A 23,817-nucleotide genomic window follows, 5' to 3' on the forward strand; every position below is an offset into this window, starting at 1 on the left:
AACTGCCGTAGGCTGCGATCTTTTGATGGTTTCGATGTTGCTGAAGAGCAAGATCAAAGATCGCAGCCTGCAGTAGCTCCTGCGTATCCATGTATTGTCCTTTAGTTACTGTTAACCACACTTGAACGCCTACGTTTGAGGTTAAACCGGCGCCTTCAAATCCACCCCCAGCGACTGGGCAAACGCCTTCACCAACGGACTGCGCACAGTGTTGTGGCGCAGGATCAGATTGAACGGCGTGACGATGTTGATCAGGTCCGGACGCACCGCCCGAAACTGTCCCTGAGCCACCAGGTTTGCCGCGTAATGCTCGGGCAGAAAACCGACGAAACGCCCCGTCTTGACCAGCAGCGCCACAGCTTCCACTTGAGTCGCCGAAGCGGAAAAGCTGTCGTAGCGGGCAAAGTTCAGTTTGTCCCGATGGATCGCGTAGCGGTGGTTGATGCACTCGTAATCCTGCAGCACATTGCCGCCCATGTCCGCCTCCGGCACCGAGAACAGTGGATGACCGACGGCGCAATACACATACGAGCGTTCTTCATACAGCGGGAAGTAATCGAACTCTTCTCTTTTTTGATAAACCGGCACGATCCCGGCCACTAACCGCCCCTCGACCACACCTCTTTCCACCTCATCTAACTGGGAGGCCTGAAGTTGAAATCTTACTTTCGGCGACTCTTCATTTATTCTTCTAAGCGCCGCAACTAACGGAGAATTCGAGTCCGTAATTGTATTATCAATGACGCCCACCCCAAGGTCGCCAATAAGTTCATTCTGCGCCGAACTAAGCCGATCACGAAAGTTATCGACCGAGGCAAATAAATCGATCGACGCCTGATACACCAGGCGCCCTTCTTCGGTCAGGTGAAACCCTTCCCGCCCCCGGGTACACAGGCGCATGCCGATGCGAATCTCAAGGTCGGAAATCTGTTTGCTGATGGCCGCCAAGCCCACGTTCAGCTCATTCTGCGCCGCACTGAAGCCGCCAGCCTCGACCACGGCCTTGAATACTTTGAGCAGTTTGAAGTCCAGGCCGCTGAGGGCCAACGGCGCCCGATGTACCGTTTTTAACGGCGGGTTTCCGGAATTGGAAAGTGGGGTTTCCATAATGCTTATTTACCTCTGGCGCCCTATTCAACAACCTGTGTCCAACAACAAAAACAGTGCTGGCTAATAATAATGAACACAGAAAACAAGGCTTGGCAACCGTTAATAAATCCCGCCGATCAGTGCCAACTCACTGATTTCGAACTATTAAAAGCTGACACTTCGATCAGCTCTCGCCATTTCGCAACTGCCCTCTTGAACACTGCTTTGGCCTAACTACGCCCGGTTGAATTTTTTTCGACCTGTAGGAGCGAGGCTTGCCCGCGAAGCTCTTCGGCATCACACCAGATTAACTATTAACTTCCGAGCAACGACGAGGAAAACAACAATGTCTCAAACCACCGACCGTCTCTGGGGTGCCCGTTTCAAGAGCGGCCCGTCTGAAGCTCTGGCGGCGCTGTCCCGTTGCCCCGAGCGCTACTTTCGCCTTACCCCATATGACCTCGCCGGTTCCAAGGCCCATGCCCGGGAGTTGCAGCGAGCCGGCCTTCTGAGCGAGCAGGAAACCCAGACCATGCTCGACGCCCTGCAGGGCATCGGTGATGACTTCCGTGCCGGCAACATCGCGCCGACCCTGGACGACGAAGACGTGCACACCTTCATCGAGCGCCTGCTGACCGAACGCCTCGGCGCACTGGGCGGCAAGCTGCGCGCCGGCCGTTCGCGCAACGACCAGACCGCCAACGACCTGCGGCTGTTCCTGCGTGATCACGTCCGTACGTTGGCCGTTGAAGTGCTGGCCTTGCAGCAAGCGCTGGTGGAACAGGCCGAGCAACACGTCGAGAGCATCTGCCCGGGTTTCACTCACTTGCAACAAGCCCAGCCGATCGTGTTCGCTCACCACTTGCTGGCCCACGCCCAATCGATGCTGCGCGATGTGCAGCGCCTGGTGGACTGGGACGCGCGCACCTCGCTGTCGCCACTGGGTGCAGCGGCCATGGCCGGTTCCGCCATCGCTCGCCTGCCCCAGCAGTCAGCCAAGGAAATGGGCTACAGCGGCGTGTGCGAAAACTCCATCGACGCCGTGGCCAGCCGCGATCACGTCGCCGAATTCCTGTTTATCGCCAGCATGCTAGGGATCAACATTTCCCRCCTCGCCGAAGAATTCTGCCTGTGGTCGTCGCGGCAATTTCGCTGGGTCGCACTGGACGATGCCTACGCCACCGGCAGTTCGATCATGCCGCAGAAGAAAAACCCGGACATCGCCGAACTGGCCCGGGGAAAGGCTGGCCGCTTGATCGGCAACCTGACCGGTCTGCTGTCGACGCTCAAATCCCTGCCGCTGTCCTACAACCGTGACTTGAGCGAAGACAAAAACGGCGTGCTCGACAGCGTCGACACCCTGCTGCTGGTGCTGCCGGCCATGGCCGGGATGGTCGCGACCATGAAGGTCAACGTCGAAGAACTGCGCCGTCAGGCACCGCTGGGTTTCACCCTTGCCACTGAAGTCGCCGACTGGTTGGCGGTACGCGGCGTGCCGTTCAAGGAAGCGCATGAAATCACCGGCGCATTGGTCCAGGCCTGTGAGAAACATGACATCGAACTGTGGGAAGCCTCGCCGGCGCTGCTGGCCGAGATCGATCCGCGCCTGACGCCTGAGGTGCGCGAGAGCCTGACCCTCGAAGCGGCTATCGCCGCCCGCAGTGGCTGGGGTGGCACCGCACCGCAACAGGTGCGCGAGCAGATCGGCCGACTGAAAACCGCCCTCGCCGCGCAGCAAGCGTGGACCGAGAACTATCAGGGCTTCCGCCTCTGATAGACAACGCAAAACCTTGTAGGAGCCGGCTTGCTGGCGATGGTGTGTCAGCTGAATTGATGTCGACTGACACTCCATCGCCTTTTTTCGCTACCGTCATTGTCATCGCCATTGTCGGCCTGGTGCGGGCCTTCGCCGAAGGCAAGATCGAATGGTCGTACATCGGCCAGTTCCTCACTTCGCAAGCGATCATGTGGGGCTTGCTCAACACCATCGTCATGGCGGTGCTGGCGATGGCGCTGGGCATTGTCTTCGGGGTGATCACGGCGATCATGCGCATGTCGGCCAACCCGATCCTGCGCTATGTGGCGCTGACCTACACCTGGCTGTTCCGTGGCACGCCGCTGATCCTGCAGCTGTTGCTGTGGTTCAACCTGGCGCTGATCTTCCCCACCATCGGCATCCCCGGCCTGTTCGAAATGGACACCGTGAGCCTGATGACGCCCTTCGTAGCCGCCCTCCTCGGCCTGAGCATCAACCAGGGCGCCTATACCGCCGAAGTGGTGCGTGCCGGCCTGTTGTCGGTGGACACCGGCCAGTACGAAGCCGCCAAGTCGATCGGCATGCCGCGCTTGCAAGCGCTGCGCCGGATCATCCTGCCCCAGGCCATGCGGATCATCATTCCGCCGGTCGGTAACGAATTCATCGGCATGGTGAAAATGACCTCCCTGGCGAGCGTCATCCAGTACTCGGAACTGCTCTACAACGCGCAGAACATCTACTACGCCAACGCCCGCGTGATGGAGTTGCTGATCGTTGCCGGTATCTGGTACCTGGCCACGGTCACCGTGCTGTCCTTTGGTCAAAGCCGTCTGGAGCGTCGTTTCGCTCGCGGCGCCGGCAAGCGTTCTTGAGGAGCCCAACATGAGAAGCATCGTCAAGGCCGTGAGCCTGAACAAGTATTACGACCATTTCCACGCGCTCAAGGACATCAACATCGAAGTCGAGCAAGGCGAAGTGCTGTGCATCATCGGCCCGTCCGGCTCCGGCAAAAGCACCCTGCTGCGTTGCGTGAATCAGCTGGAAAAAATCGACAAGGGCGGCCTGTGGGTCGACGGCGAACTGGTGGGTTACCGGATCGTCGGCAACAAACTGCACGAGCTCAACGAGTCGCAGATCGCCCGCCAGCGCCTGGCCACCGGCATGGTGTTCCAGCGTTTCAACCTGTTCCCGCACATGACTGTGCTGCAAAACATCATCGAAGGGCCGTGCCAGGTGCTCAAGCGTTCGCCCAAAGAGGCGCACGAAGAAGCCGTGGAACTGCTCGCTCGCGTCGGCCTGGCCGACAAGCGCAACAGCTACCCGATCGAACTGTCGGGTGGTCAGCAACAACGTGTCGCCATTGCCCGTGCATTGGCCATGCGCCCCAAGCTGATGCTGTTCGATGAACCCACTTCGGCACTCGACCCGGAACTGGTCGGAGAGGTGCTGTCGGTGATGCGCGATCTGGCGCAAACCGGCATGACCATGATCGTCGTCACCCATGAACTGGGCTTCGCTCGCGAGGTTTCCAACCGCATGGTGTTCATGGACGGCGGGCAGATCGTGGAGGCTGGAAGCCCCGAAGAAATACTAATAAGTCCGCAAAACCCACGCACCCAAAGCTTCATTTCTGCCGTTCGAACCTAAGCGTCCTTTGGCGCTCACAACACTCATAAGAGAACGACCATGAAGAACCTAGTCATCCCTGCAGTACTTGCCAGCGTCCTGGCATCCGGTTTCGCCTTCGCTGCCGAGTTGCCGGCCAGCATCAAGGACAAGGGCGAGATCGTTGTTGCGATCATGCCGAACTACCCGCCGATGGATTTCAAGGACCCGGCCACCAACACCCTCACCGGCCTTGACTATGACCTGGGCAACGCCCTGGCCGAACGTCTGGGCGTGAAGATCAAATGGCAGGAAACCGGCTTCGAGCAAATGATCAACGCGCTCACGACCGACCGCGTAGACATGGTGCTCTCGGGCATGACCGACACCGCCGAGCGTCAGGCCAGCGTGACCTTCGTCGATTACTTCACCAGCGGTCCGCAGTTCTACACCTTGCAGAAAAACAAGGACACCAACGAGATCGTCGACTTGTGCGGCAAGAAAGTCGGCACCAGCCGCCGTACCACCTTCCCGGCGGAAATCGCCGCGTGGAGCAAGGAAAACTGCGAAGCCGCCGGCAAACCYGCGATCAACGTGATCGGCACCGAAGGCTCGGCCGACGCCCGTGCGCAACTGCGTCAGAGCCGTATCGACGCGGCCATGCAAGGCAGCGAAACCCTGCCGTACCTCAAGACCCAGGAAAAGGACATGTACAAAACCGTGGGACTGCCGATCTCCAAGCAGTTCTCGGGCATGGGTGTGAGCAAGAAAAAACCTGAGCTGAGCGAAGCGGTGAAAGTCGCGTTGCAAAGCATGATCGACGACGGCAGCTACCAGGCGATCCTGAAGAAATGGGACCTGGAACTGGGCGCGATCAAGACCGTGACCATCAACGCCGGGAAATAACACGGTTCGTAGCAGCTGCCGAGCTTGCGAGGCTGCTGCTACGGGTGTTTCAACTATTAATTCTGGAGCGCCATACGATGTCCTCCTCGCTGCAACCCACCTGGCCCGACCAGCACCAGGCCTGCCTCGCCCTGGCCTTCGACCTCGATGGCCCCACCGGCGATGCCATGCTTAACGGCTCGATCTGGCGCAAGCCCGAGTATTTCGGTTTCGGCGGTTACGGCCCCTATCGGGCGCTGCCGCGGATTCTCGATCTGCTGGATGAGTTCCGCATCCCGACCACGTTTTTCGTTCCGGCCTGGGTCGTGGAGAACTGGCCGAAACAGTGCCAGGCGATTGTCGAGCGCGGGCATGAGGTGGCCTATCACGGCTACAAACACGAATCTTTTTACGCCCTGACGCTGGAGCAGCAGAAGGACGTGATGCACAAATCCCGCGAGGTGTTCTGGAAGTACCTGAACATCCGCGCTGAAGGTTTCCGCACGCCGTCCGGCGACTGGCGGGCCGAAACGCCGGCCATGCTGGTGGAAGCCGGTGTGACCTATTCCAGCAGCATGCGCGGCGATGACCGGCCCTACCTGGTCAAGGTGCCGGGCTTCGATACACCACTGGTGGAAATCCCCGGCCGCTGGGAAATGGACGACTACGCCTCCCTCGCCTACACCCGCGCACCGGACTTCCCTTCCGGGCTGGACCGAACCGCCAGCTACGAACTGACCCTCGATAACTGGTGCCGCGAGTTCGATGGCGCCATGGCTGAAGGGCTGTGCCTGACCACCCTGTTCCATCCCAAGATCACCGGCAAACCGGGCCGCATCCTGTTACTGGAAAAACTCTTCGAACACATGCGCCAACGCGATGACGTGTGGTTCGCCACCTGCCGCGATGTCGCCCACTGGTGGCTGAAGGAGCATCACCATGGCTGATTCCATTGTCTGGCCCAACGGCTACCGCTGCGCCGTGGTGCTGACCGTCGATTACAACGACATCCACGGCATCCTCACCCAGGCGCCGGAAGTCGCCGGGCGCGACAAGACCTTGTCGGTGTGGCGCTACGGCACCCAGCGCGGGGTCGAGCGTTTGCTTGGCGTGTTCGCAGAACTGGGGGTTTCCAGCAGCTGGTTCGTGCCCGGCATCGTTGCCGAGGAAAACCCGCAACACCTCCGGGCGATCCAGGCCGGCGGGCACGAGATTGCCTGCGCCGGCTACCGCCATCAGCACTACGACCACCTGACTCTGGCCGAGCAAAGCGCCGAAATCGCCAAGGGCTGCGCGGCCTTGAGCGCGCTGACCGGTCAGCGTCCGACAGGCTTTCGCATTCCCGCCGGCAATGGCGCACCCGGCTTCATCGAGGCGTTGCGCGAGCACGGTATCCGTTGGTCCTCGTCATGGCGCGGCGATGATTTGCCCTTCGCTCACCCGACGGCGCCCGAGGTGATCGAACTGCCGTTGCACTACGAACTGGAGGACGAGCCCTATTTCGCCTTCAACCTCAGCCCGGCGGTGCCACCGGCGCAATCGCGCATCGCCTCTTACAGCCACACCCTTGGCAATCTGAAGATGGACTTCGCCGGGTTTCACCGGTTCGGCTTGTGTTACGTGCTGCGGCTGCACCCGGAAATCATCGCCACGCCAGGGCGGATCGGCGTGTTGCGCGAGTTGCTGCAAAGCATTCAGCAGCACGATGACGTGTGGATCGCCACCGGTGCCGAAGTGGCTCAGTGGTGGGCAGAGTCGGCGGCGCCAGTGACCGAGGATCATCCGGCGGCTGTATATGAGCGGCATTATCGGGATTACGGCGTATGAAAGATCAGGCGGGCATGCGGATGGAGCGGTTGGCGCAGTTCTGCGTCGATACGCGCTTCGAAGATTTACCCGCCGCGTTGGTGGAGCAGGCCAAGCGGCACATTCTCGACACCTTCGGCGCAGCCCTGGCCGGGGCCGGCAGCGATGTCGCCAGACAGGCGCATCAGGTGTTCAAGGGGGAAGCCGGCAGCACGTTGGTCTGGGGCACCGATCAACGAGTCGGCGCGGCGCAAGCCGCCATGCTCAACGGTATCGCCGCGCATGCCCTGGAGCTGGACGATACCGGCGGCTGCGACCATTCCGGCGCGGTGGTGCTGCCGGCGGTGATGGCGGCGCTGTCGATGTCAACGAAGCCAGTAGACGGCCGCGAACTGATCACTGCGGTGGTGATCGGCTACGAAATCGGCCGTCGGGTGCTCGAAGCCTGCGGCAGTTACTCGGCCCATAACGGCGCCGGTTGGCACTCCACGGCGACGTGCGGAGYGTTTGGCGCGGCGGCGGCCAGTGCACGGATTCTGGGGCTGGATGCACAACAAACCTTGTCGGCACTGGGCATCGCCGGCAGCTTCAGTGGTGGTCTGTGGGCGTTTATCCATGACGGCTCGCAAAGCAAAAGACTCCACAGCGGACGCGCCGCCGAAGGTGGATTGCTGGCCGCGCGGTTTGCTCAACAAGGCATCACCGGCCCGACAAAACTGTTCGATGACGTCTGGGGCGGTTTCCTCAAGACCCTCGCGGCGGACACCGCCGCGCCCGAGGCGTTGGACGCCGAACTGGGCCACGTATGGAAACTCGCGCGCTGCTCGATCAAGCCCTATGCGGCTTGCCGTGGGACCCATTCGGCGATCGACGCATTGGGCCTGTTGCTCGATCAATTGCAGGTCAGCGCCGAGCAGGTCGAGGACGTTCAGGTATCGCTGTGCGGATTCCTTCAAGACATGTGCGGTGGCCAGGACGTCAGCACGTTGCCGGCGGCGCAGATGAGCCTGCGTTATGCCCTGGCGGCCCGGCTGCTCCATGGGCATTGCCGATTGGAAGCCTACGACGATGAACAGCGCCGCCACCCGCGGATTGCGCACTGGATGTCGCGTATTCGCCTTGAAGTCGACCCGCAACTGTCCGAGGATGGCGAGCCTATGGTCAGCGTGCGGACCGTGGACGGTCGGCAAGCAAGCCTGTGCGTTGAGGTGCCGTTGGGGGCGCCGGGCAATCCGCTGAGTGATGGGGCGCTGGAGGAGAAATTCTTCAGCCTGGCCGAGCGGGTGATACCGCTACAGCAGGCAAAAGAGCTGCTGGAGCAGTTGTGGCGGCTGGAAGAACTGGAGTCGGTTCGGGCGCYTGATCGGTGGCTGAGTTGAGCCTGGCGTTGCGCGTCGAACACCACAGAATCTGAATAAGGACATTTGCCCCATCGTGGCCACTTACTCCCTCGTTATCCGCCGGCTGATGATCTGCTCGCTGACCATCGTCGTCAGTCGCGCCATCACCAGCCCGTTGCTCACGCTGTTCCTGAGCACCAAGCTCGGCCTCAACCAACAGGACGTCGGCCTGCTGCTCGGGATTGCGGTGTTCATCGCCACCCTGCTCGCGCTCTATGGTGGTTACATCATCGACCGCCTCGAAAAGCGTCGGCTGTTGATCCTGGCCATGCTCTCCAGTGCCATCGGCTTCGTGCTGCTGACCTTTGCCGAAAACCTCTACCTGACCACCGCGACCCTGGTGATCACCGAAACCGCCTCGGCGCTGTTTCTGATCGGGTCCAAGGCGATTCTCAGCGACAACCTGCCCATGGGCCAACGCGCCAAGGCTTTTTCGCTGCGCTACACCCTGACCAACATCGGCTACGCCACCGGCCCGATGCTCGGCGTGGTGATCGCTGGCGTGTACCCGATTGCGCCGTTCCTGATCGCCGGCGGCATCGCGTTCTTCAGCATTTTCCTGATGAGCGGCATTCCCAAGGACCCGGCCCAGACATCCGCCATCGGCCAGCCCCAAAGCTTTCTCAAAACCCTGGTCACCCTGAAAAACGACCGCACGCTGATCATGTTCACCTGCGGCTGCCTGCTCAGCACCGTGGTCCACGGTCGTTTTACCTTGTACCTGTCGCAATACCTGCTGGTGACCCACGACTCCAAACGAGCGCTGGAAACCATGGCCGCCCTGCTCGCCTGCAACGCCATCAGCGTGATCCTGCTGCAATACCAGATCGGCCGGTTTCTCAAACGCGAACAACTGCGTTACTGGATTGTCGGCGGCAGCAGCCTGTTCATCCTCGGCTTGATCGGTTTCAGCCTGGCCGACAGCCTGGTGAGCTGGTGCATCGCAATGTTCATTTTCACCCTCGGCGAAATGATCATATACCCGGCCGAATTCCTCTTCGTCGACACCCTGGCCCCGGAAGAACTGCGTGGCAGCTACTACGGCGCGCAGAACCTCGCAGCCCTCGGTGGTGCGCTGAGCCCGGTGATCTGCGGCTTCTTGCTGATGCACATGCCCGCGCCCACCATGTTCTACGCCCTGAGCGCGTTGACGGCGATGGGTGGTTTTCTCTGTTTCATGAGCGGTCGACGCGTCGCGATACTGCAAAAATAATGCATTGAAGCTGCATTAATATGAATTTGTCAGTATCGGTAATGACCGGCACACTGTGCGCCGTTCCTCCCCCAATAGTTGGAACCACTTCAAGGGCTTTCCGGGTATCCGGACAAGCCTTTTTTTTGCCCTGGTTTTTGTCAAAGGATCGATGTTCGTCATGCTCGCTCACTGGTTGCCCGCCGCCATCAACACCCGCCCCTCCGAATGGAGCCGTGCCGCCATCGGCATGGCCATGGGGACGATGTTCAGTGTCTGGTTGTGCGGCCAGGTGTTCGGCATCGACGTGGCGCTGCATCTGATAGGTCCGTTGGGCGCGTCGGCGGTATTACTGTTCGCCGTGTCCTCGGGTGCGCTGGCCCAGCCGTGGTCGATTCTTGGCGGTTACCTTTGCGCGGGGGTGATCTCGCTGCTGGTCGCTCACGTACTCGGCCGCACCCTCGGCAGCGCCTGCCTCGCGGCGGGCATGGCGCTGATTCTGATGTGCTGGCTGCGTTGCCTGCACCCACCCGCCGGGGCGCTGGCGCTGCTGATGGTGCTGGCAGACCCGACGACCATCGCCATGGACTGGAAAGCCCTCGGCCCGGTAATGCTCAGTGGCTCGACGATGCTGCTCAGCGCGTTGGCGTACAACAACTTCACGCGCATTCGTTACCCCAAGCGTCCCGCCGAACCGGCCCCGCTAATGCCCGCGGCCGACAGCCAGGCGATCACCGCCGAAGATCTGCGACGGGCACTCGCCGACATGGAGGCCTTTTACGACGTCACCCCTGAAGACCTCGAGCAGTTGATTCATGCCAGTGAATTGCATGCCAAGCGCCGCAGTATCGGTGAAGTGCTGAGCAGCAGAACCTGAAGGCATCTTTGTGGCGAGGGGGCTTGCCCCCGTTGGGTCGCGAAGCGGCCCCAAAACCTGCTAACGAGTTTTTCCAGGCATACCTCATTGCCCTTATCTGCGGCTGCTGCGCAGTCGAACGGGACGGTGCGGCGATCCGACAAGCCCCCTCGCCACAAATTCAAGGTTGATTCAAAACGGAGTCAGGCTGCCGAAGGCTGCGATCTTTTGATTTTGCACTAAGGTAAAAATGCAGAAAGAACCTGCACGTATCTCGGTTGTACAGGGCAAATTTGCACTGTTACGATCCTGCATCGCTCGCGCGCGAGCTTCTCAATAAAGAACAATAAAAGCAGGGAGTTAGTGATGACTGCTCAGGTTTCATCCCCGGGGACACCGTCCATGGATGCCACGCAAAACGAAGTGTTGGCCGAGGTTCGCAATCACATCGGTCACCTGACCCTCAACCGCCCCGCCGGCCTCAACGCCATTACCCTGGACATGGTCCGCAGCCTGCAACAGCAACTCGATGCCTGGGCACAGGATCCGCAGGTGCATGCGGTAGTGTTGCGCGGTGCTGGCGAGAAAGCCTTCTGTGCCGGCGGCGATATCCGCTCGCTGTACGACAGCTTCAAAAGCGGCGACACGCTGCACGAAGATTTCTTCGTCGAGGAATACGCCCTCGACCTCACGATCCATCACTACCGCAAACCGGTCCTGGCCTTGATGGACGGCTTTGTCCTGGGCGGCGGCATGGGGCTGGTGCAAGGCGCCGATTTGCGGGTGGTCACCGAGCGTAGCCGTCTGGCGATGCCGGAAGTGGCCATCGGTTATTTCCCGGACGTCGGCGGCAGCTACTTCCTGCCGCGCATTCCCGGTGAGCTGGGCATCTATCTCGGCGTCAGCGGGGTGCAGATCCGCGCCGCCGATGCGCTCTATTGCGGCCTGGCCGACTGGTATCTGGAGAGCGCCAGACTGGGCGAGCTGGACGAGCGACTCGACCATCTGGAATGGCACGACACCCCGCTCAAGGACCTGCAAGGCGCGCTGGCGAAACTCGCCGTGCAGCAACTGCCGGTAGCGCCGCTGGCGGCGCTGCGGCCGGTCATCGACCACTTCTTCGCCCTGCCCGATGTGCCGAGTATGGTGGAACAACTGCGTGCAGTGACCGTCGCCGACAGCCATGAGTGGGCCATGGCCACCGCCGACTTGCTGGAAAGCCGTTCACCGCTGGCCATGGGCGTGACCCTGGAAATGCTGCGGCGCGGTCGGCACCTGAGCCTGGAGCAGTGCTTCGCCCTCGAACTGCACCTGGATCGCCAGTGGTTCGAACGTGGCGACCTGATCGAAGGCGTGCGCGCCTTGCTGATCGACAAAGACAAGAACCCGCGCTGGAACCCGCCGACCTTGCAGGCGCTGGACGCCGAGCACGTCGCGAGTTTTTTCACCGGGTTTGACCAGAGCGGGAGCTGAGCCATGCACGATATCGAATTGAGCGAAGAACAAGTGATGATCCGCGACATGGCCCGGGATTTTGCCCGCGGCGAAATCGCGCCCCACGCACAAGCCTGGGAAAAGGCCGGCTGGATCGATGACGGTCTGGTGGCAAAGATGGGGGAACTGGGGCTGCTGGGCATGGTGGTGCCCGAGGAATGGGGCGGCACCTATGTCGACTACGTGGCCTACGCGCTGGCGGTGGAAGAGATTTCCGCCGGTGACGGCGCCACCGGCGCGCTGATGAGCATCCACAACTCCGTGGGCTGCGGGCCGGTGCTGAATTACGGCACCGAAGAGCAAAAACAGCAATGGCTGCTGGACCTCGCCAGCGGCCAGGCCATCGGTTGCTTCTGCCTGACCGAACCGCAAGCCGGTTCCGAAGCCCATAACCTGCGCACCCGCGCCGAACTGCGCGACGGCCAGTGGGTGATCAACGGCGCCAAGCAATTCGTCAGCAACGGCAAACGGGCGAAGCTGGCAATCGTTTTCGCCGTGACTGATCCGGAGTTGGGCAAGCGTGGCATCTCGGCATTCCTGGTGCCGACCGAAACAGCGGGGTTCATCGTCGACCGCAGTGAACACAAGATGGGCATCCGCGCTTCCGACACCTGCGCCGTCACCCTGAACAACTGCACCGTCCCTGAAGCCAATTTGCTGGGTGAACGCGGCAAAGGCCTGGCCATCGCCCTCTCCAACCTCGAAGGCGGCCGTATCGGCATCGCTGCGCAAGCCCTGGGCATCGCCCGTGCGGCGTTCGAAGCGGCGCTGGCTTACGCGCGGGATCGGGTGCAGTTCGACAAGCCGATCATCGAACACCAGAGCATCGCCAATATGCTGGCCGACATGCAGACCCGACTGAACGCCGCGCGCCTGTTGATCCTGCACGCCGCGCGCTTGCGCAGTGCCGGCAAGCCGTGCCTGTCGGAGGCTTCACAGGCCAAGCTGTTTGCCTCGGAGATCGCGGAGAAAGTCTGCTCGTCGGCGATTCAGATTCATGGCGGGTATGGGTATCTGGAGGACTACCCGGTGGAGCGTTACTACCGGGATGCGCGGATCACGCAGATTTATGAAGGGTCGAGCGAGATACAGCGGATGGTGATTGCCCGGGAACTCAAGAACTACCTGATCTAAAAAGCTTCGCGGGCAAGCCTCGCTCCTACAGGGGAATGCATATCCTCTGTAGGCGCGAGCGGTGCGGCGATCCGACTTGCCCGCGAATACGTCCGTGAGAACGCTACATCACTTGCCTTGGAATTCGGCCTCACGCTTGGCAATAAACGCCGCCATCCCTTCCTTCTGATCCTGCGTGGCAAACGCCGCATGGAATACCCGGCGTTCAAAACGCACGCCTTCCGACAGGCTGACTTCAAAGGCGCGGTTGACGCTTTCCTTGATCATCATCGCAATCGGCAGTGATTTCTTCGCAATCAGCGCCGCGACTTTCAGCGCTTCGTCCACCAGATCATCCGCCGGCACGATGCGCGCCACGATCCCGCAACGCTCGGCTTCCACCGCATCGATCAAGCGCCCGCTCAAGCACATTTCCATGGCCTTGGCCTTGCCCACGGCGCGGGTCAGGCGCTGGGTGCCGCCCATGCCCGGCAAGACGCCGAGGTTGATTTCCGGTTGGCCGAACTTTGCATTGTCGCCGGCCAGGATGAAGTCGCACATCAGCGCCAGTTCACAGCCACCGCCCAAGGCGAAACCGTTGACCGCGGCAATGATCGGCTTGCGGCGGTTGGCCACGCGATCGCTGTCGCTGAACAGGTCGTCGAGGTAGATCTGCGGGTAGGTCAGCTCGGCCATTTCCTTGATGTCGGCACCGGCGGCGAAGGCTTTTTTCGAGCCGGTCAGCACGATGCAACCGATGTTCGAATCGGCTTCCAGGCCATCGAGGGCGTGGTTCAGTTCACTGACGATTTGGGCATTCAACGCGTTCAAGGCTTGCGGACGGTTGAGGGTGATCAGGCCGACACGGCCGTGGGTTTCCAGCAAAATCGTTTCGTAGTTCAGCTCTTTATTGCTCACAGACGGGACTCCTTCTCAAAGATTGCGCGAAATGACCATGCGCTGAATGTCGCTGGTGCCTTCGTAGATCTGGCACACCCGCACGTCGCGGTAGATACGCTCCAGCGGGAAGTCGTTCAGGTAACCGTAACCGCCAAGGGTTTGCAACGCCGAGGAACAAACCTTTTCGGCCATTTCCGAGGCGAACAGTTTTGCCATCGACGCTTCGACCAGCGCCGGTTTGCCGCTGTCGCGCAATGCCGCCGCGTAATGCACCATCTGCCGGGCCACGGCGATCTGGGTGGCCATGTCGGCCAGGCGGAACGCTACCGCCTGGTGCTCGATGATCGGCTTGCCGAAGCTCTCGCGTTCGCGGGCGTAGTCGCGGGCCGCTTCGAATGCGGCGCGGGCCATGCCCACCGATTGCGAGGCGATGCCGACACGTCCGCCTTCGAGGTTAGCCAGGGCGATCTTGTAACCTTCGCCCTCCTCACCCAGTCGATTGGCCACCGGCACTTTCACATCCTCGAAGAGGATCTGGCAGGTATCGGAGGCATGTTGACCGAGCTTGTCTTCGACCCGCGCGACTTTATAGCCCGGCGAATCGGTGGGCACGATCAGCGCGGTGATCCCGCGTTTGCCGGCACTCGGGTCAGTCACCGCAAACACAATCACCACCCCGGCGTTTTGCCCGGAAGTGATGAACTGCTTGCAGCCGTTGAGCACGTAGTGATCGCCTTCCAGCCGGGCACGGGTTTTCAGGCTGCTGGCATCGGAGCCGGCTTGCGGTTCGGTCAGCGCAAACGCACCGAGCATCGCGCCGCCGGCCAGCGGTTTGAGGAAACGTTCTTTCTGGTCGTCGTTGCCGAACTTGAGGATCGGCACGCAACCCACCGAGTTGTGCACGCTCATGATGGTCGAGCAGGCGCCGTCGCCGGCAGCGATTTCTTCCAGGGCCATGGCGTAAGCCAGGTATCCGGTGTCACAACCGCCCCACTGCTCCGGCACCAGCATGCCGAAGAAGCCCAGGTCAGCCATCTCGCTGATGGCTTCCTTGGGGAAGCGATGTTCGCGGTCCCATTCGGCGGCGAACGGTTTCAGCCGTTCCTGGGCAAACTGCCGGGCCGCGTCGCTGATCTGAAGTTGTTCGTCGTTGGGGATCATGCCAAGTCCTTAAAATTCAAGTTGAAACGCAAGACCTGTGGGAGCCTTGTGGCGAGGGGGCTTGCCCCCGTTGGGCCGCGCAGCGGACCCAAGAATCTGCGAGCGCTGCGCACTCGAACGGGGGCAAGCCCCCTCGCCACAAAGCTCGCTCCCACAGGGATTGGCGTCAGCCTCAGTACAGGCATTCAACGGCCATGGCCGTCGCTTCGCCGCCACCAATGCAGATCGCTGCAACGCCACGTTTCAGGCCTTTCTGGCGCAGGGCCGAGAGCAAGGTCACGAGAATCCGCGCGCCGGATGCACCAATCGGGTGGCCCAAGGCACAGGCACCGCCGTGGACGTTGATCTTCTCGTGGGAGATTTCCAGCTTGGTCATGGTCACCAGGCTCACCACGGCGAAGGCTTCGTTGACTTCGAACAACTCGACTTCATCCAGCGACCAGCCGGTTTTCTTCATCAATTTCTTGATCGCGCCCACCGGTGCCACCGGGAACAGCCCCGGGGTGTCGGCGAACGCCGCGTGGCCATGAATCACTGCCAGTGGTTTCAAGCCTTGTTTCTCGGCTTCGGAACGGCGCATCAGCACCAATGCCGCGGCGCCGTCGGAAATCGAACTGGAGTTGGCCGCCGTCACCGTGCCGCCCTCGCGGAACGCCGGTTTCAGCGAAGCGATCTTGTCCAGTTTGGCTTTCGGCGGTTGTTCGTCGTGGCTGATCAGCACTTGCTGTTTGCCGACCGTCACGGTGAGCGGCACGATCTCGGCGTTAAAACTACCTTCCTCGATCGCCTGTTGGGCGCGGGTGGTCGACGCGATGGCAAACGCGTCCTGATCTTCACGGCTGAAGCCATTGGTCTCGGCGCAATCCTCGGCAAAGGTGCCCATCAGGCGGCCCTTGTCGTAGGCGTCTTCGAGGCCATCGAGGAACATGTGATCGAGCACCTGGCCATGGCCCATGCGGTAACCGCTGCGGGCGCGGTCCAGCAGGTACGGCGCGTTGGACATGCTTTCCATGCCGCCAGCGACCACCACGTCGGCGCTGCCGGCGATCAACATGTCGTGGGCCAGGATCGTCGCTTCCATGCCCGAGCCGCACATTTTGTTCAGCGTCGTGCAACGCGTCGACTTATCCAACCCGGCGCCCAGTGCCGCTTGCCGCGCCGGGGCCTGGCCGAGGCCGGCGGAGAGCACGCAGCCGAACAGCACTTCTTCGACGGATTCAGGGGCGATACCGGCGCGTTCGACCGCGGCACGAATCGCAGCAGCGCCCAGTTGCGGCGCGGTCAGGCTTTTCAGTTCGCCCTGGAAACCGCCCATCGGGGTGCGGACGGCGCTGACAATAACAATCGGATCGTTGGACAGTGTCATGACAAATACTCCTTATTTGGCGGCCATGCGCAAGGCACCGTCGAGACGGATCACCTCGCCGTTGAGCATGCTGTTTTCTATGATATGCCGGGCCAGCGCGGCGTACTCGCTCGGCTTGCCCAGGCGTGGCGGAAACGGCACCCCAGCGGCCAGTGAATCACGTACTTCCGGGGTCATGCCGGCCATCATCGGCGTTTCGAAAATGCCCGGTGCGATGGTCATCACGCGGATGCCGAAACGCGCCAGCTCACGGGCGGCAGGCAAGGTCAGGCTGGCAATCGCGCCTTTGGACGCCGAATACGCGGCCTGGCCAATCTGGCCGTCGAAGGCCGCCACCGAGGCGGTGTTGATGATCACCCCGCGCTCGCCGTCTGCATCGGCTTCAGTCTCGGCAATCGCCGCRGCAGCCAGGCGCAGCATATTGAAACTGCCGATCAGGTTGACGTTGATCACCTGGCTGAAACTGGCCAAGGCATGGGGGCCGGTCTTGCCGAGGATCTTCTCGCCACGCACGATGCCGGCGCAATTGACCAGGCCATTAAGGCCGCCAAACGCTTTGACCGTCGCCTGCACCGCCGCTTCGGCCGCCGCTTCATTGCTGATGTCGGCCACCACGCTTTGCGCGCCGAGACGTACAGCCTGCGCCGCGACGGCTTCGGCGTTCATGTCCACCAGCATCACCTTGGCGCCGGCGGCCACCAGCATTTCAGCGGTGGCGGCACCGAGGCCGGAAGCACCGCCGGTGACGAGAAAAACCTTGTTTTCGATCTGCATCATTGTTTCCTTGGATTCAAGCTGAAACGTTCTTCGCGGCGGCCTCTTGAGCCTTGGCGATTTCCTGGTTGCGCAAGATAAAGCGCTGCAATTTGCCGCTTGGGGTTTTCGGCAATTCACTGACAAATTCGATTTCACGGGGGTACGAGTGCGCCGCCAGACGCTTGCGTACGTGTTGCCGCAGCTCTTCGGCCAACGCAGGTTCGGCACGGTATTGCGGGCTGAGCACAACGAAGGCTTTCACCAGTTCGGTGCGCTCCGGGTCGGGCTTGCCGATCACCGCCGCCTCGACCACCGCCGGGTGTTCGATCAGCGCGCTTTCCACGTCGAACGGGCCGACGCGGTAGCCCGAGGTGGTAATCACGTCGTCGCTGCGGCCGACGAAGCTRATGCTGCCGTCCGGGTTCCACTCGACGGTGTCGCCGCTCAGGTAATAATTGCCGACGAACGCTTTGGTCGGTACGCCTTCGTAACCACCGAACCAGCACATCGGCGACTGGGTGCGATCGATGGCCAGGATTCCTGGCTGGCCGACGCCGAGTTCTTTGTATTCCTCATCCAGCACCACGATACGGTGGCCCGGCGAGGCAAAACCGGCGGCGCCCATGTGGATCGGATGTTCCAGGCCATGGTGATTGCACAGCACCATGCCCAGTTCGGTCTGGCCGTAATGGTCGTGAATCACCACACCGAGGTTGTCGGCGAACCAGCGGATCACTTCCGGATTCAGCGGCTCGCCGGCGCTGCTGACGATGCGCAGCTTGCCCTTGATCGAACGGGCGAATTCATCGCCACCGGCAATCAGCAAGCGATAGGCGGTCGGTGAGCCAGTGAGGTTGGTAATCCCGTATTTGTTGATCACCCGGCAGGTGCTTTCCAGGGTGAACGGGCCATCGTAAAAGGTGATCGGATGCCCCATCGCCATCGGCCCGGTGACACCGAAATAAATACCGTAGGCCCAACCCGGATCGGCGACGTTCCAGAAGGCGTCCTCGGGGCGCAGGTCTACAGCGTCGCGGGTGTAACTCTGGAACGCAACGATGGCCTTGAGCGGCACCGACAGCGCTTTCGACGGGCCGGTAGTGCCCGAGGTGAACATCAGCAGGAACGGGTCTTCGCCGGTCAGCAATACCGGTTCGCAGATGCTGGAGTAGTTGGCCAGTTCCGCCCAGAAACTGAAATCACCCCGAACAATACCTTGGCCTTTCGCGCCGCCGACGGTGACGATGGTCGGGCAGTCGGCCACTTCAGCCAGTTTCGGGCGATTGACCGCATCGGTGACCACCACTTTGGCGCCGGAACTGTTCAGACGGTGTTCGATGGCTTTGGGGCCGAAGGCGGTGAACAGCGGCTGATAAACCGCCCCGATACGCCAGGCGGCAAACACGGTGATCAGCAATTCGAAGTTGCGGGGCAGCAGGCCTGCGACCTTGTCGCCCTTCTTCACGCCCTGGGCCACCAGAAAGTTGGCGAAACGCGCGGCCTTGTCCTGCAAGTCGCTGAAAGTATAGGTCGCGCTGCTACCGTCGCGGCCTTCCCAGAACAGCGCAATGCGCCCCGGCAAGGCATGCCGGTCGCAACACTCGACGCAGGCGTTGAGCGCTGTCAACGACCCTGTGAGCGCGGCATCGACGGTGTGCTGATAATTGAACTGTGACGTAGCAGACAAGTAATCGCGCATTGCCAGAATCCCTCTGTATTTTTATTAGGTTGGGGGAACCGTAATCAACAGGGAAATACTCGCTCTGCGCGGGGAGCGGGACAATGGTCAAAGCTATCAAGTTGCGTGACTGGTTTGGCCAAGGTTCGAGGGCGTGCCCGCGATGACGTCAGCACCCCAGGATCCGGATCAGTCCGCCTCGTTCAGAATCAAACTCCGATAATGCCCAGGATTGGACCCCGACCATTTGCGAAACGCCTTGTAGAACGAGCTGGCATCGGCAAACCCCAAACGGGTGGCGATTTCAGCGAAGCTGATGGCCGGCTCGGCCAGCCAGACGATGGCCAGTTCCTTGCGCACGCTGTCCTTGAGCCCCTGATACGTCTGCCCTTCTTCGGCCAGGCGGCGGCGCAACGTTGAGGCCGACATGCACAGTTGCTGCGCCAGCGCTTCGGTTTCCGGCCAGCGCTCGGCGGGCAATTGCCGCAGATCGTGCTTGATCCGGCTGGCCAGGCTCTCGGGGTCGCGGTACTTGACCAGAATGTTCGCCGGTGCATGGGCCAGAAAGCGCTTGAGCTCTTCAGCGCTGCGCTTGATCGGCAAATCCAGGCAGTCGGCGGAGAAAATCATCCGCGTGCGCGGCCGGTCGAATCGCAGGTTCTCGGAAAACATCACCCGATAGTCATCGCAAAAATCCGGCTCCGGGCAACGCAACTCGATGGCCAGGATCGGAATCCGCCGCCCCGCCAGCCAGCAAGCAACTCCGTGCACGATCATCCAGTAAGTGAAATAGGTGAAGGCGCGGCGTGGTTCTTCGTCCTCCTCCAGCAGGACGATTTCCGCCAGGCTTTGCTGGCGAACCAGTTGTGCGGGCAGGCGTTCGAGCATCAACGACAGAAAGCTCAGGCCCGAGGTCAGCCCGACGGCCAGGCTCGGCTGAACCATGGAGCAGCGACAGAGAAACTCCAGGCTGCCGGACTTGAGCTTGCGTGGGTCCATGCCAAAAAACTCATCGTCCCCACGCCGGGCCAGCAAACGCCACAGGCGCGCATAGGCGGCGGCCGGGACACGCGCGTCGGTGCTGTCCAACAGCGCTGGATCGATGCCGACCTTGTTCAACACCTCTGCGGTGGCAGCGCCAGGGGCGCAACTTTGCAACAGCGCTTCACGCACCAGTTGAATGGCGATGGTGTCTTTTTCCGACATTGACCGGGGTGAGCCTTGTTATTGGAGTGGTGGGCATATTAGCGCACCGCTCGCTCCTAAGGGATGGTGGGATCTTCAGGGTTGTTCAGCTTAGGTTCAGGCAATTAGCAATAACTACCATATGAGAATGAGTTTCATCATGTTACAAATTAGCACCCTATCTAATTACTCCCCGGTGCTGAATGCTCGTTCCTTTTCTGATCATGCTGCGCGAAGGCATCGAAGCCGCGTTGATCGTTGGCATTATCGCCAGTTACCTCAAGCAGACCGGTCGTGGCCAATGGATGCCGGCAGTGTGGGTCGGTGTATTCCTCGCCGCCGCGCTGGCCCTGCTGGTCGGCGGTGGCCTGGAACTGATCAGTGCTGAATTCCCGCAAAAGCAGCAAGAGCTGTTTGAAGGTGTGGTCGGTTTGCTGGCCGTCGGCATTCTCAGCTCCATGGTGTTCTGGATGCGCAAGGTGGCGCGTTCGATCAAGCATTCGCTGCACGTTTCCCTCGATCAGGCGCTGACCGGCTCCAGGCATCAAGTGACCGCGCTGATCGCCATGGTGTTTTTCGCCGTCGCCCGGGAAGGCCTGGAAACAATGTTCTTCCTGCTCGCCGTGTTCCAGCAAAGCGAAGGCCCGGCCGCACCGCTCGGCGCCCTGCTCGGCCTGGCCCTGGCGATCATCGTCGGCTTCCTGATCTACACCGGCAGCCTGCGCCTGAATCTCTCGGCGTTCTTGCGCTGGACCGGTCTGTTCATTCTGGTGGTAGCCGCCGGGATTCTCTCCAACTCGGTGCAAGCCCTGCATGAAGCCGGCGTGTGGAATCACCTGCAAACCGTGCTCTTCGATTTCAGTGCCACGCTGCCGATGGACGGCCCGCTGGGCTCGGTGCTGGCCGGCATGTTCGGCTACCAGGACGCGCCGACCGTCAGCACCCTCGGGGCGTATCTGCTTTATCTGTTGGTGGCGCTGGTGATGTTTTTTCTCCCGGCGGCCACGCCCGCGCAAACACCCTCTTCCGTTTCCAGCCAATAAGGGCCTTCATGTCAACGCCAGTTCCTCCAGTGGCTTCACCTCCGCGCGCCTTGCGCTGGGCGGTAGCCGGATCGGTGATCGTGATGATCGCCGCCGGTGGCCTGTTCTACTACGCCTCGAAAATGGCCGCCGCCAAGCGCCAGAGCAACCACGACCAAGTGCTGGTCACCCTTCACCCGCACAGCTGCGAACCGAATGCGCTGACGGTTCCGGCCGGTCGCACCAGTTTCCGTATCGTCAACCGCTCGGACCGTGCCGTCGAATGGGAAATTCTTGACGGCGTGCTGGTGGTCGAAGAGCGGGAGAACATCGCCCCTGGCCTGAGCCAGGTGATCAACGCCAACCTGTTGCCCGGCGACTACACCATCACCTGCGGCTTGCTGAGCAACCCGCGCGGCACCTTGCATGTCACCCCAACCGCCGCGTCCGATGCGGCGACCAAGGCGCGTCCCTCGATGGTGGCGTTCATTGGCCCATTGTCGGAATTTCGCGTGTACCTGAGCAGCCAGAGCACCGCCTTGATCAAAGCCGTCGCCGCGCTTGAGCAAGCGATCGAGGCCGGCGACCTGAGCCAGGCACAAGCCTTGTATGTGCCGGCTCGTGCGGCCTATCAACGGTTGGCTCCAGCAGTCCAGCGCCTGGCGGAGCTGGACAACGCGATCAATGCCCGCGCCGATTACTTCGATAAGCGCGAGCAGGATCCGGGCTTCGTCGGCTTCCACCGCCTCGAATACGCGCTGTTCCAACAACGCAACCTCGACGGTCTGACGCCTGTTGCACAACGGCTGAGCATCGATGTCGCCAATCTCAAACAGCAACTGCTGGCCCAGTCGCTACCACCGGAACAACTGGTGAGCATGCTGGTGCGCAACCTCAACAGCCTCGCCGAGGTACGCGCCAGCAGCGGCGAAGAAGAACGCTACAGCCACTCCGACCTGAACGGTTTCGCCGCCAACCTCGACGCGACCCGCAAAGTCGTCGACCTGTTGCGGCCGTTGCTGAGCAAACCTGCCGCTGAACTACTGGCGAAAATCGACAGCGCGGTCACGGCCTTCGACGCCGAACTCAACGGTTTCAAGGTCAAGGATGGCTACGCCAGCTACGACACTGTCAGCGCCGAACAGCGCAAACGTATCGCCGACAAGGCCAAGGTTCTGGCCGATGCACTCGATGGAATCGATCCCGCCCTTGGCCTTTCCGGCCTGTAAGCAGAAGACCTCAGACAGATGAACGACTCAGAACAGTTTTCAGCACAACGCCGTCGTGTATTGATGGGTATGGGAGCCGCCGGTGTGGCGATAGCCGGTTCGGCCCTGAGTTGCCCGGTCATGGCCGCGACCCCGGCGCAAGTCACCGAAGCACCGAGCAGCGACAAGACCGAGGACCGCCACGCCTTCCACGGCCAGCACCAGACCGGCATCGTCACCCCGCGCCCAACATCCGGCATGCTGGTGTCGTTCGACGTATTGGCCAGCGACCGCGCAGATCTGGAGCGGCTGTTTCGCACGCTCAACGAGCGTATCGCGTTCCTGATGCAGGGCGGTCCGGTGGCGCAGGTCGACCCCAAACTGCCGCCGCTGGACTCGGGGATTCTTGGCCCGGTGGTTACACCGGACAACCTGACCATCACCGTATCGGTGGGCGAGTCGCTGTTCGACGAGCGCTTCGGTCTGGCCGGCGCCAAGCCCAAACGGCTGATCCGCATGGTCGGTTTCCCCAACGACGCACTGGAGGCCGACTGCTGCCACGGCGACCTTAGCCTGCAGTTCTGCTCCAACACCGCCGACACCAACATCCACGCCCTGCGCGACATCGTGAAAAACCTGCCGGACCTGTTGCTGGTGCGCTGGAAACAGGAAGGCAGCGTACCTCCGCAAGCCCCGACGAAACCCGGTGTGCCGGCGCAAAGCGCACGCAACTTTCTGGGTTTTCGCGACGGCTCGGCCAACCCCGACTCCAACGACGCCAAGGCCATGGACAGCATCGTCTGGGTCCAGCCCGGCAGCGACGAACCGGCCTGGGCGGTCAACGGCAGCTACCAGGCGGTGCGGATCATCCGCAACTTCGTCGAGCGCTGGGACCGCACGCCGCTGCAAGAACAGCAAAGCATTATCGGCCGGGTCAAGAGCACCGGTGCACCGATGGATGGTGCGCATGAAACCCAAGTCCCGGATTACGCCAAAGACCCGGAAGGCAAGCTGACCAAACTCGACGCCCATATCCGCCTGGCCAACCCGCGCACCGCGGCAACCCAGGCCAACCTGATCCTGCGCCGACCGTTCAACTACTCCAACGGCGTGAACAAGAACGGTCAGCTGGACATGGGTTTGCTGTTCATCTGTTACCAGGCGGATTTGCAAAAAGGCTTCATCACCGTGCAGACCCGACTCAATGGCGAGCCGTTGGAGGAATACCTGAAACCGGTTGGCGGCGGGTACTTCTTCACCCTGCCGGGTGTGACCGGCGACAAGGACTTCATCGGCCGCTCGCTGCTCAACGCTACACAACCCAAAGCCTCAGTCTGACCCTTAC

At 61.4% G+C, this 23,817-nt stretch carries 20 protein-coding genes and 1 pseudogene; 14 read left to right on the top strand and 7 right to left on the bottom strand.

Features of this window, described 5'->3' with window-relative positions; all coding sequences use genetic code 11:
* Positions 1 to 141 precede the first annotated feature (141 nt).
* Positions 142 to 1,107 carry a LysR family transcriptional regulator gene (locus tag AC1DIS_RS22190; RefSeq protein WP_064617794.1) on the bottom strand — a complete coding sequence of 322 codons (966 nt, stop codon included), beginning with the start codon at positions 1,105 to 1,107 and terminating at the stop codon, positions 142 to 144.
* A gap of 328 nt (positions 1,108 to 1,435) precedes the next feature.
* Between AC1DIS_RS22190 and argH the strand changes: the two genes are divergently transcribed.
* The 11 genes and pseudogenes from argH to AC1DIS_RS22245 all read left to right on the top strand — a co-directional run bounded on the left by argH (position 1,436) and on the right by AC1DIS_RS22245 (position 13,217).
* On the top strand, positions 1,436 to 2,863 hold the full coding sequence (argH, locus tag AC1DIS_RS22195) for an argininosuccinate lyase (RefSeq protein ID WP_477781081.1): 1,428 nt from the start codon (positions 1,436 to 1,438) through the stop codon (positions 2,861 to 2,863).
* Between the two features lie 83 nt (positions 2,864 to 2,946).
* Positions 2,947 to 3,717 (top strand): annotated as a pseudogene (locus AC1DIS_RS22200) (amino acid ABC transporter permease); the annotation flags it as partial.
* A gap of 10 nt (positions 3,718 to 3,727) precedes the next feature.
* Positions 3,728 to 4,492, top strand: coding sequence for an amino acid ABC transporter ATP-binding protein (locus AC1DIS_RS22205; protein WP_018929141.1), 765 nt, complete (start codon positions 3,728 to 3,730; stop codon positions 4,490 to 4,492).
* A gap of 39 nt (positions 4,493 to 4,531) precedes the next feature.
* Positions 4,532 to 5,356: an ABC transporter substrate-binding protein gene (locus tag AC1DIS_RS22210; protein WP_028940620.1), complete on the top strand. Its 825-nt coding sequence runs from the start codon at positions 4,532 to 4,534 to the stop codon at positions 5,354 to 5,356.
* Positions 5,357 to 5,433: 77 nt separating this feature from the next.
* Complete coding sequence (locus AC1DIS_RS22215; RefSeq protein WP_018929139.1) at positions 5,434 to 6,282, top strand: polysaccharide deacetylase family protein; 849 nt, start codon at positions 5,434 to 5,436, stop codon at positions 6,280 to 6,282.
* Entirely contained in the window at positions 6,275 to 7,162 is an 888-nt protein-coding gene (locus AC1DIS_RS22220) for a polysaccharide deacetylase family protein (protein ID WP_477745488.1), read from the top strand. Before AC1DIS_RS22215 ends, AC1DIS_RS22220 begins: the two co-directional genes overlap by 8 nt.
* Positions 7,163 to 7,176: 14 nt before the next feature.
* Complete coding sequence (locus AC1DIS_RS22225) at positions 7,177 to 8,520, top strand: MmgE/PrpD family protein (RefSeq protein WP_477781084.1); 1,344 nt, start codon at positions 7,177 to 7,179, stop codon at positions 8,518 to 8,520.
* 55 nt (positions 8,521 to 8,575) lie between these two features.
* A complete protein-coding gene (locus AC1DIS_RS22230) occupies positions 8,576 to 9,754 on the top strand; it encodes an MFS transporter (protein ID WP_477743125.1) in 1,179 nt (392 codons plus the stop codon).
* A 160-nt stretch (positions 9,755 to 9,914) separates the two neighbouring features.
* Positions 9,915 to 10,610, top strand: a complete 696-nt coding sequence (locus AC1DIS_RS22235) for an HPP family protein (protein ID WP_477743126.1) — start codon at positions 9,915 to 9,917, stop codon at positions 10,608 to 10,610.
* Positions 10,611 to 10,955: 345 nt separating this feature from the next.
* Positions 10,956 to 12,062, top strand: coding sequence for an enoyl-CoA hydratase/isomerase family protein (locus AC1DIS_RS22240; protein ID WP_477743127.1), 1,107 nt, complete (start codon positions 10,956 to 10,958; stop codon positions 12,060 to 12,062).
* Between the two features lie 3 nt (positions 12,063 to 12,065).
* Complete coding sequence (locus tag AC1DIS_RS22245; protein WP_477743128.1) at positions 12,066 to 13,217, top strand: acyl-CoA dehydrogenase family protein; 1,152 nt, start codon at positions 12,066 to 12,068, stop codon at positions 13,215 to 13,217.
* A gap of 108 nt (positions 13,218 to 13,325) precedes the next feature.
* On the opposite strand, the gene AC1DIS_RS22250 is transcribed toward AC1DIS_RS22245, so the two are convergent.
* From AC1DIS_RS22250 to AC1DIS_RS22275, 6 genes are all read right to left on the bottom strand, one after another.
* The gene (locus AC1DIS_RS22250) at positions 13,326 to 14,099 is read right to left on the bottom strand and encodes an enoyl-CoA hydratase (protein WP_019649661.1); all 774 of its coding nucleotides are present in this window, start codon (positions 14,097 to 14,099) and stop codon (positions 13,326 to 13,328) included.
* A gap of 30 nt (positions 14,100 to 14,129) precedes the next feature.
* The gene (locus AC1DIS_RS22255) at positions 14,130 to 15,257 is read right to left on the bottom strand and encodes an acyl-CoA dehydrogenase (protein ID WP_019649660.1); all 1,128 of its coding nucleotides are present in this window, start codon (positions 15,255 to 15,257) and stop codon (positions 14,130 to 14,132) included.
* 172 nt (positions 15,258 to 15,429) lie between these two features.
* On the bottom strand, positions 15,430 to 16,623 hold the full coding sequence (locus AC1DIS_RS22260) for an acetyl-CoA C-acyltransferase (protein WP_018929130.1): 1,194 nt from the start codon (positions 16,621 to 16,623) through the stop codon (positions 15,430 to 15,432).
* Between the two features lie 12 nt (positions 16,624 to 16,635).
* Positions 16,636 to 17,397, bottom strand: coding sequence for an SDR family NAD(P)-dependent oxidoreductase (locus AC1DIS_RS22265; RefSeq protein WP_064617776.1), 762 nt, complete (start codon positions 17,395 to 17,397; stop codon positions 16,636 to 16,638).
* 16 nt (positions 17,398 to 17,413) lie between these two features.
* A complete protein-coding gene (locus tag AC1DIS_RS22270; RefSeq protein ID WP_018929128.1) occupies positions 17,414 to 19,078 on the bottom strand; it encodes an AMP-binding protein in 1,665 nt (554 codons plus the stop codon).
* A 168-nt stretch (positions 19,079 to 19,246) separates the two neighbouring features.
* Positions 19,247 to 20,263: an AraC family transcriptional regulator gene (locus AC1DIS_RS22275; protein ID WP_064617772.1), complete on the bottom strand. Its 1,017-nt coding sequence runs from the start codon at positions 20,261 to 20,263 to the stop codon at positions 19,247 to 19,249.
* Between the two features lie 182 nt (positions 20,264 to 20,445).
* On the opposite strand from AC1DIS_RS22275, the gene efeU reads away from it, so the two are divergent.
* The 3 genes from efeU to efeB are packed head-to-tail and all read left to right on the top strand — an operon-like array spanning position 20,446 to position 23,810.
* Positions 20,446 to 21,285 carry an iron uptake transporter permease EfeU gene (gene efeU / locus AC1DIS_RS22280; RefSeq protein ID WP_477743129.1) on the top strand — a complete coding sequence of 280 codons (840 nt, stop codon included), beginning with the start codon at positions 20,446 to 20,448 and terminating at the stop codon, positions 21,283 to 21,285.
* An 8-nt stretch (positions 21,286 to 21,293) separates the two neighbouring features.
* On the top strand, positions 21,294 to 22,493 hold the full coding sequence (gene efeO / locus AC1DIS_RS22285; RefSeq protein ID WP_477743130.1) for an iron uptake system protein EfeO: 1,200 nt from the start codon (positions 21,294 to 21,296) through the stop codon (positions 22,491 to 22,493).
* A gap of 18 nt (positions 22,494 to 22,511) precedes the next feature.
* Positions 22,512 to 23,810, top strand: a complete 1,299-nt coding sequence (gene efeB, locus AC1DIS_RS22290) for an iron uptake transporter deferrochelatase/peroxidase subunit (RefSeq protein WP_111453295.1) — start codon at positions 22,512 to 22,514, stop codon at positions 23,808 to 23,810.
* The last annotated feature ends 7 nt before the right edge of the window (positions 23,811 to 23,817 follow it).

The organism is Pseudomonas sp. 05N433 (assembly GCF_056396925.1).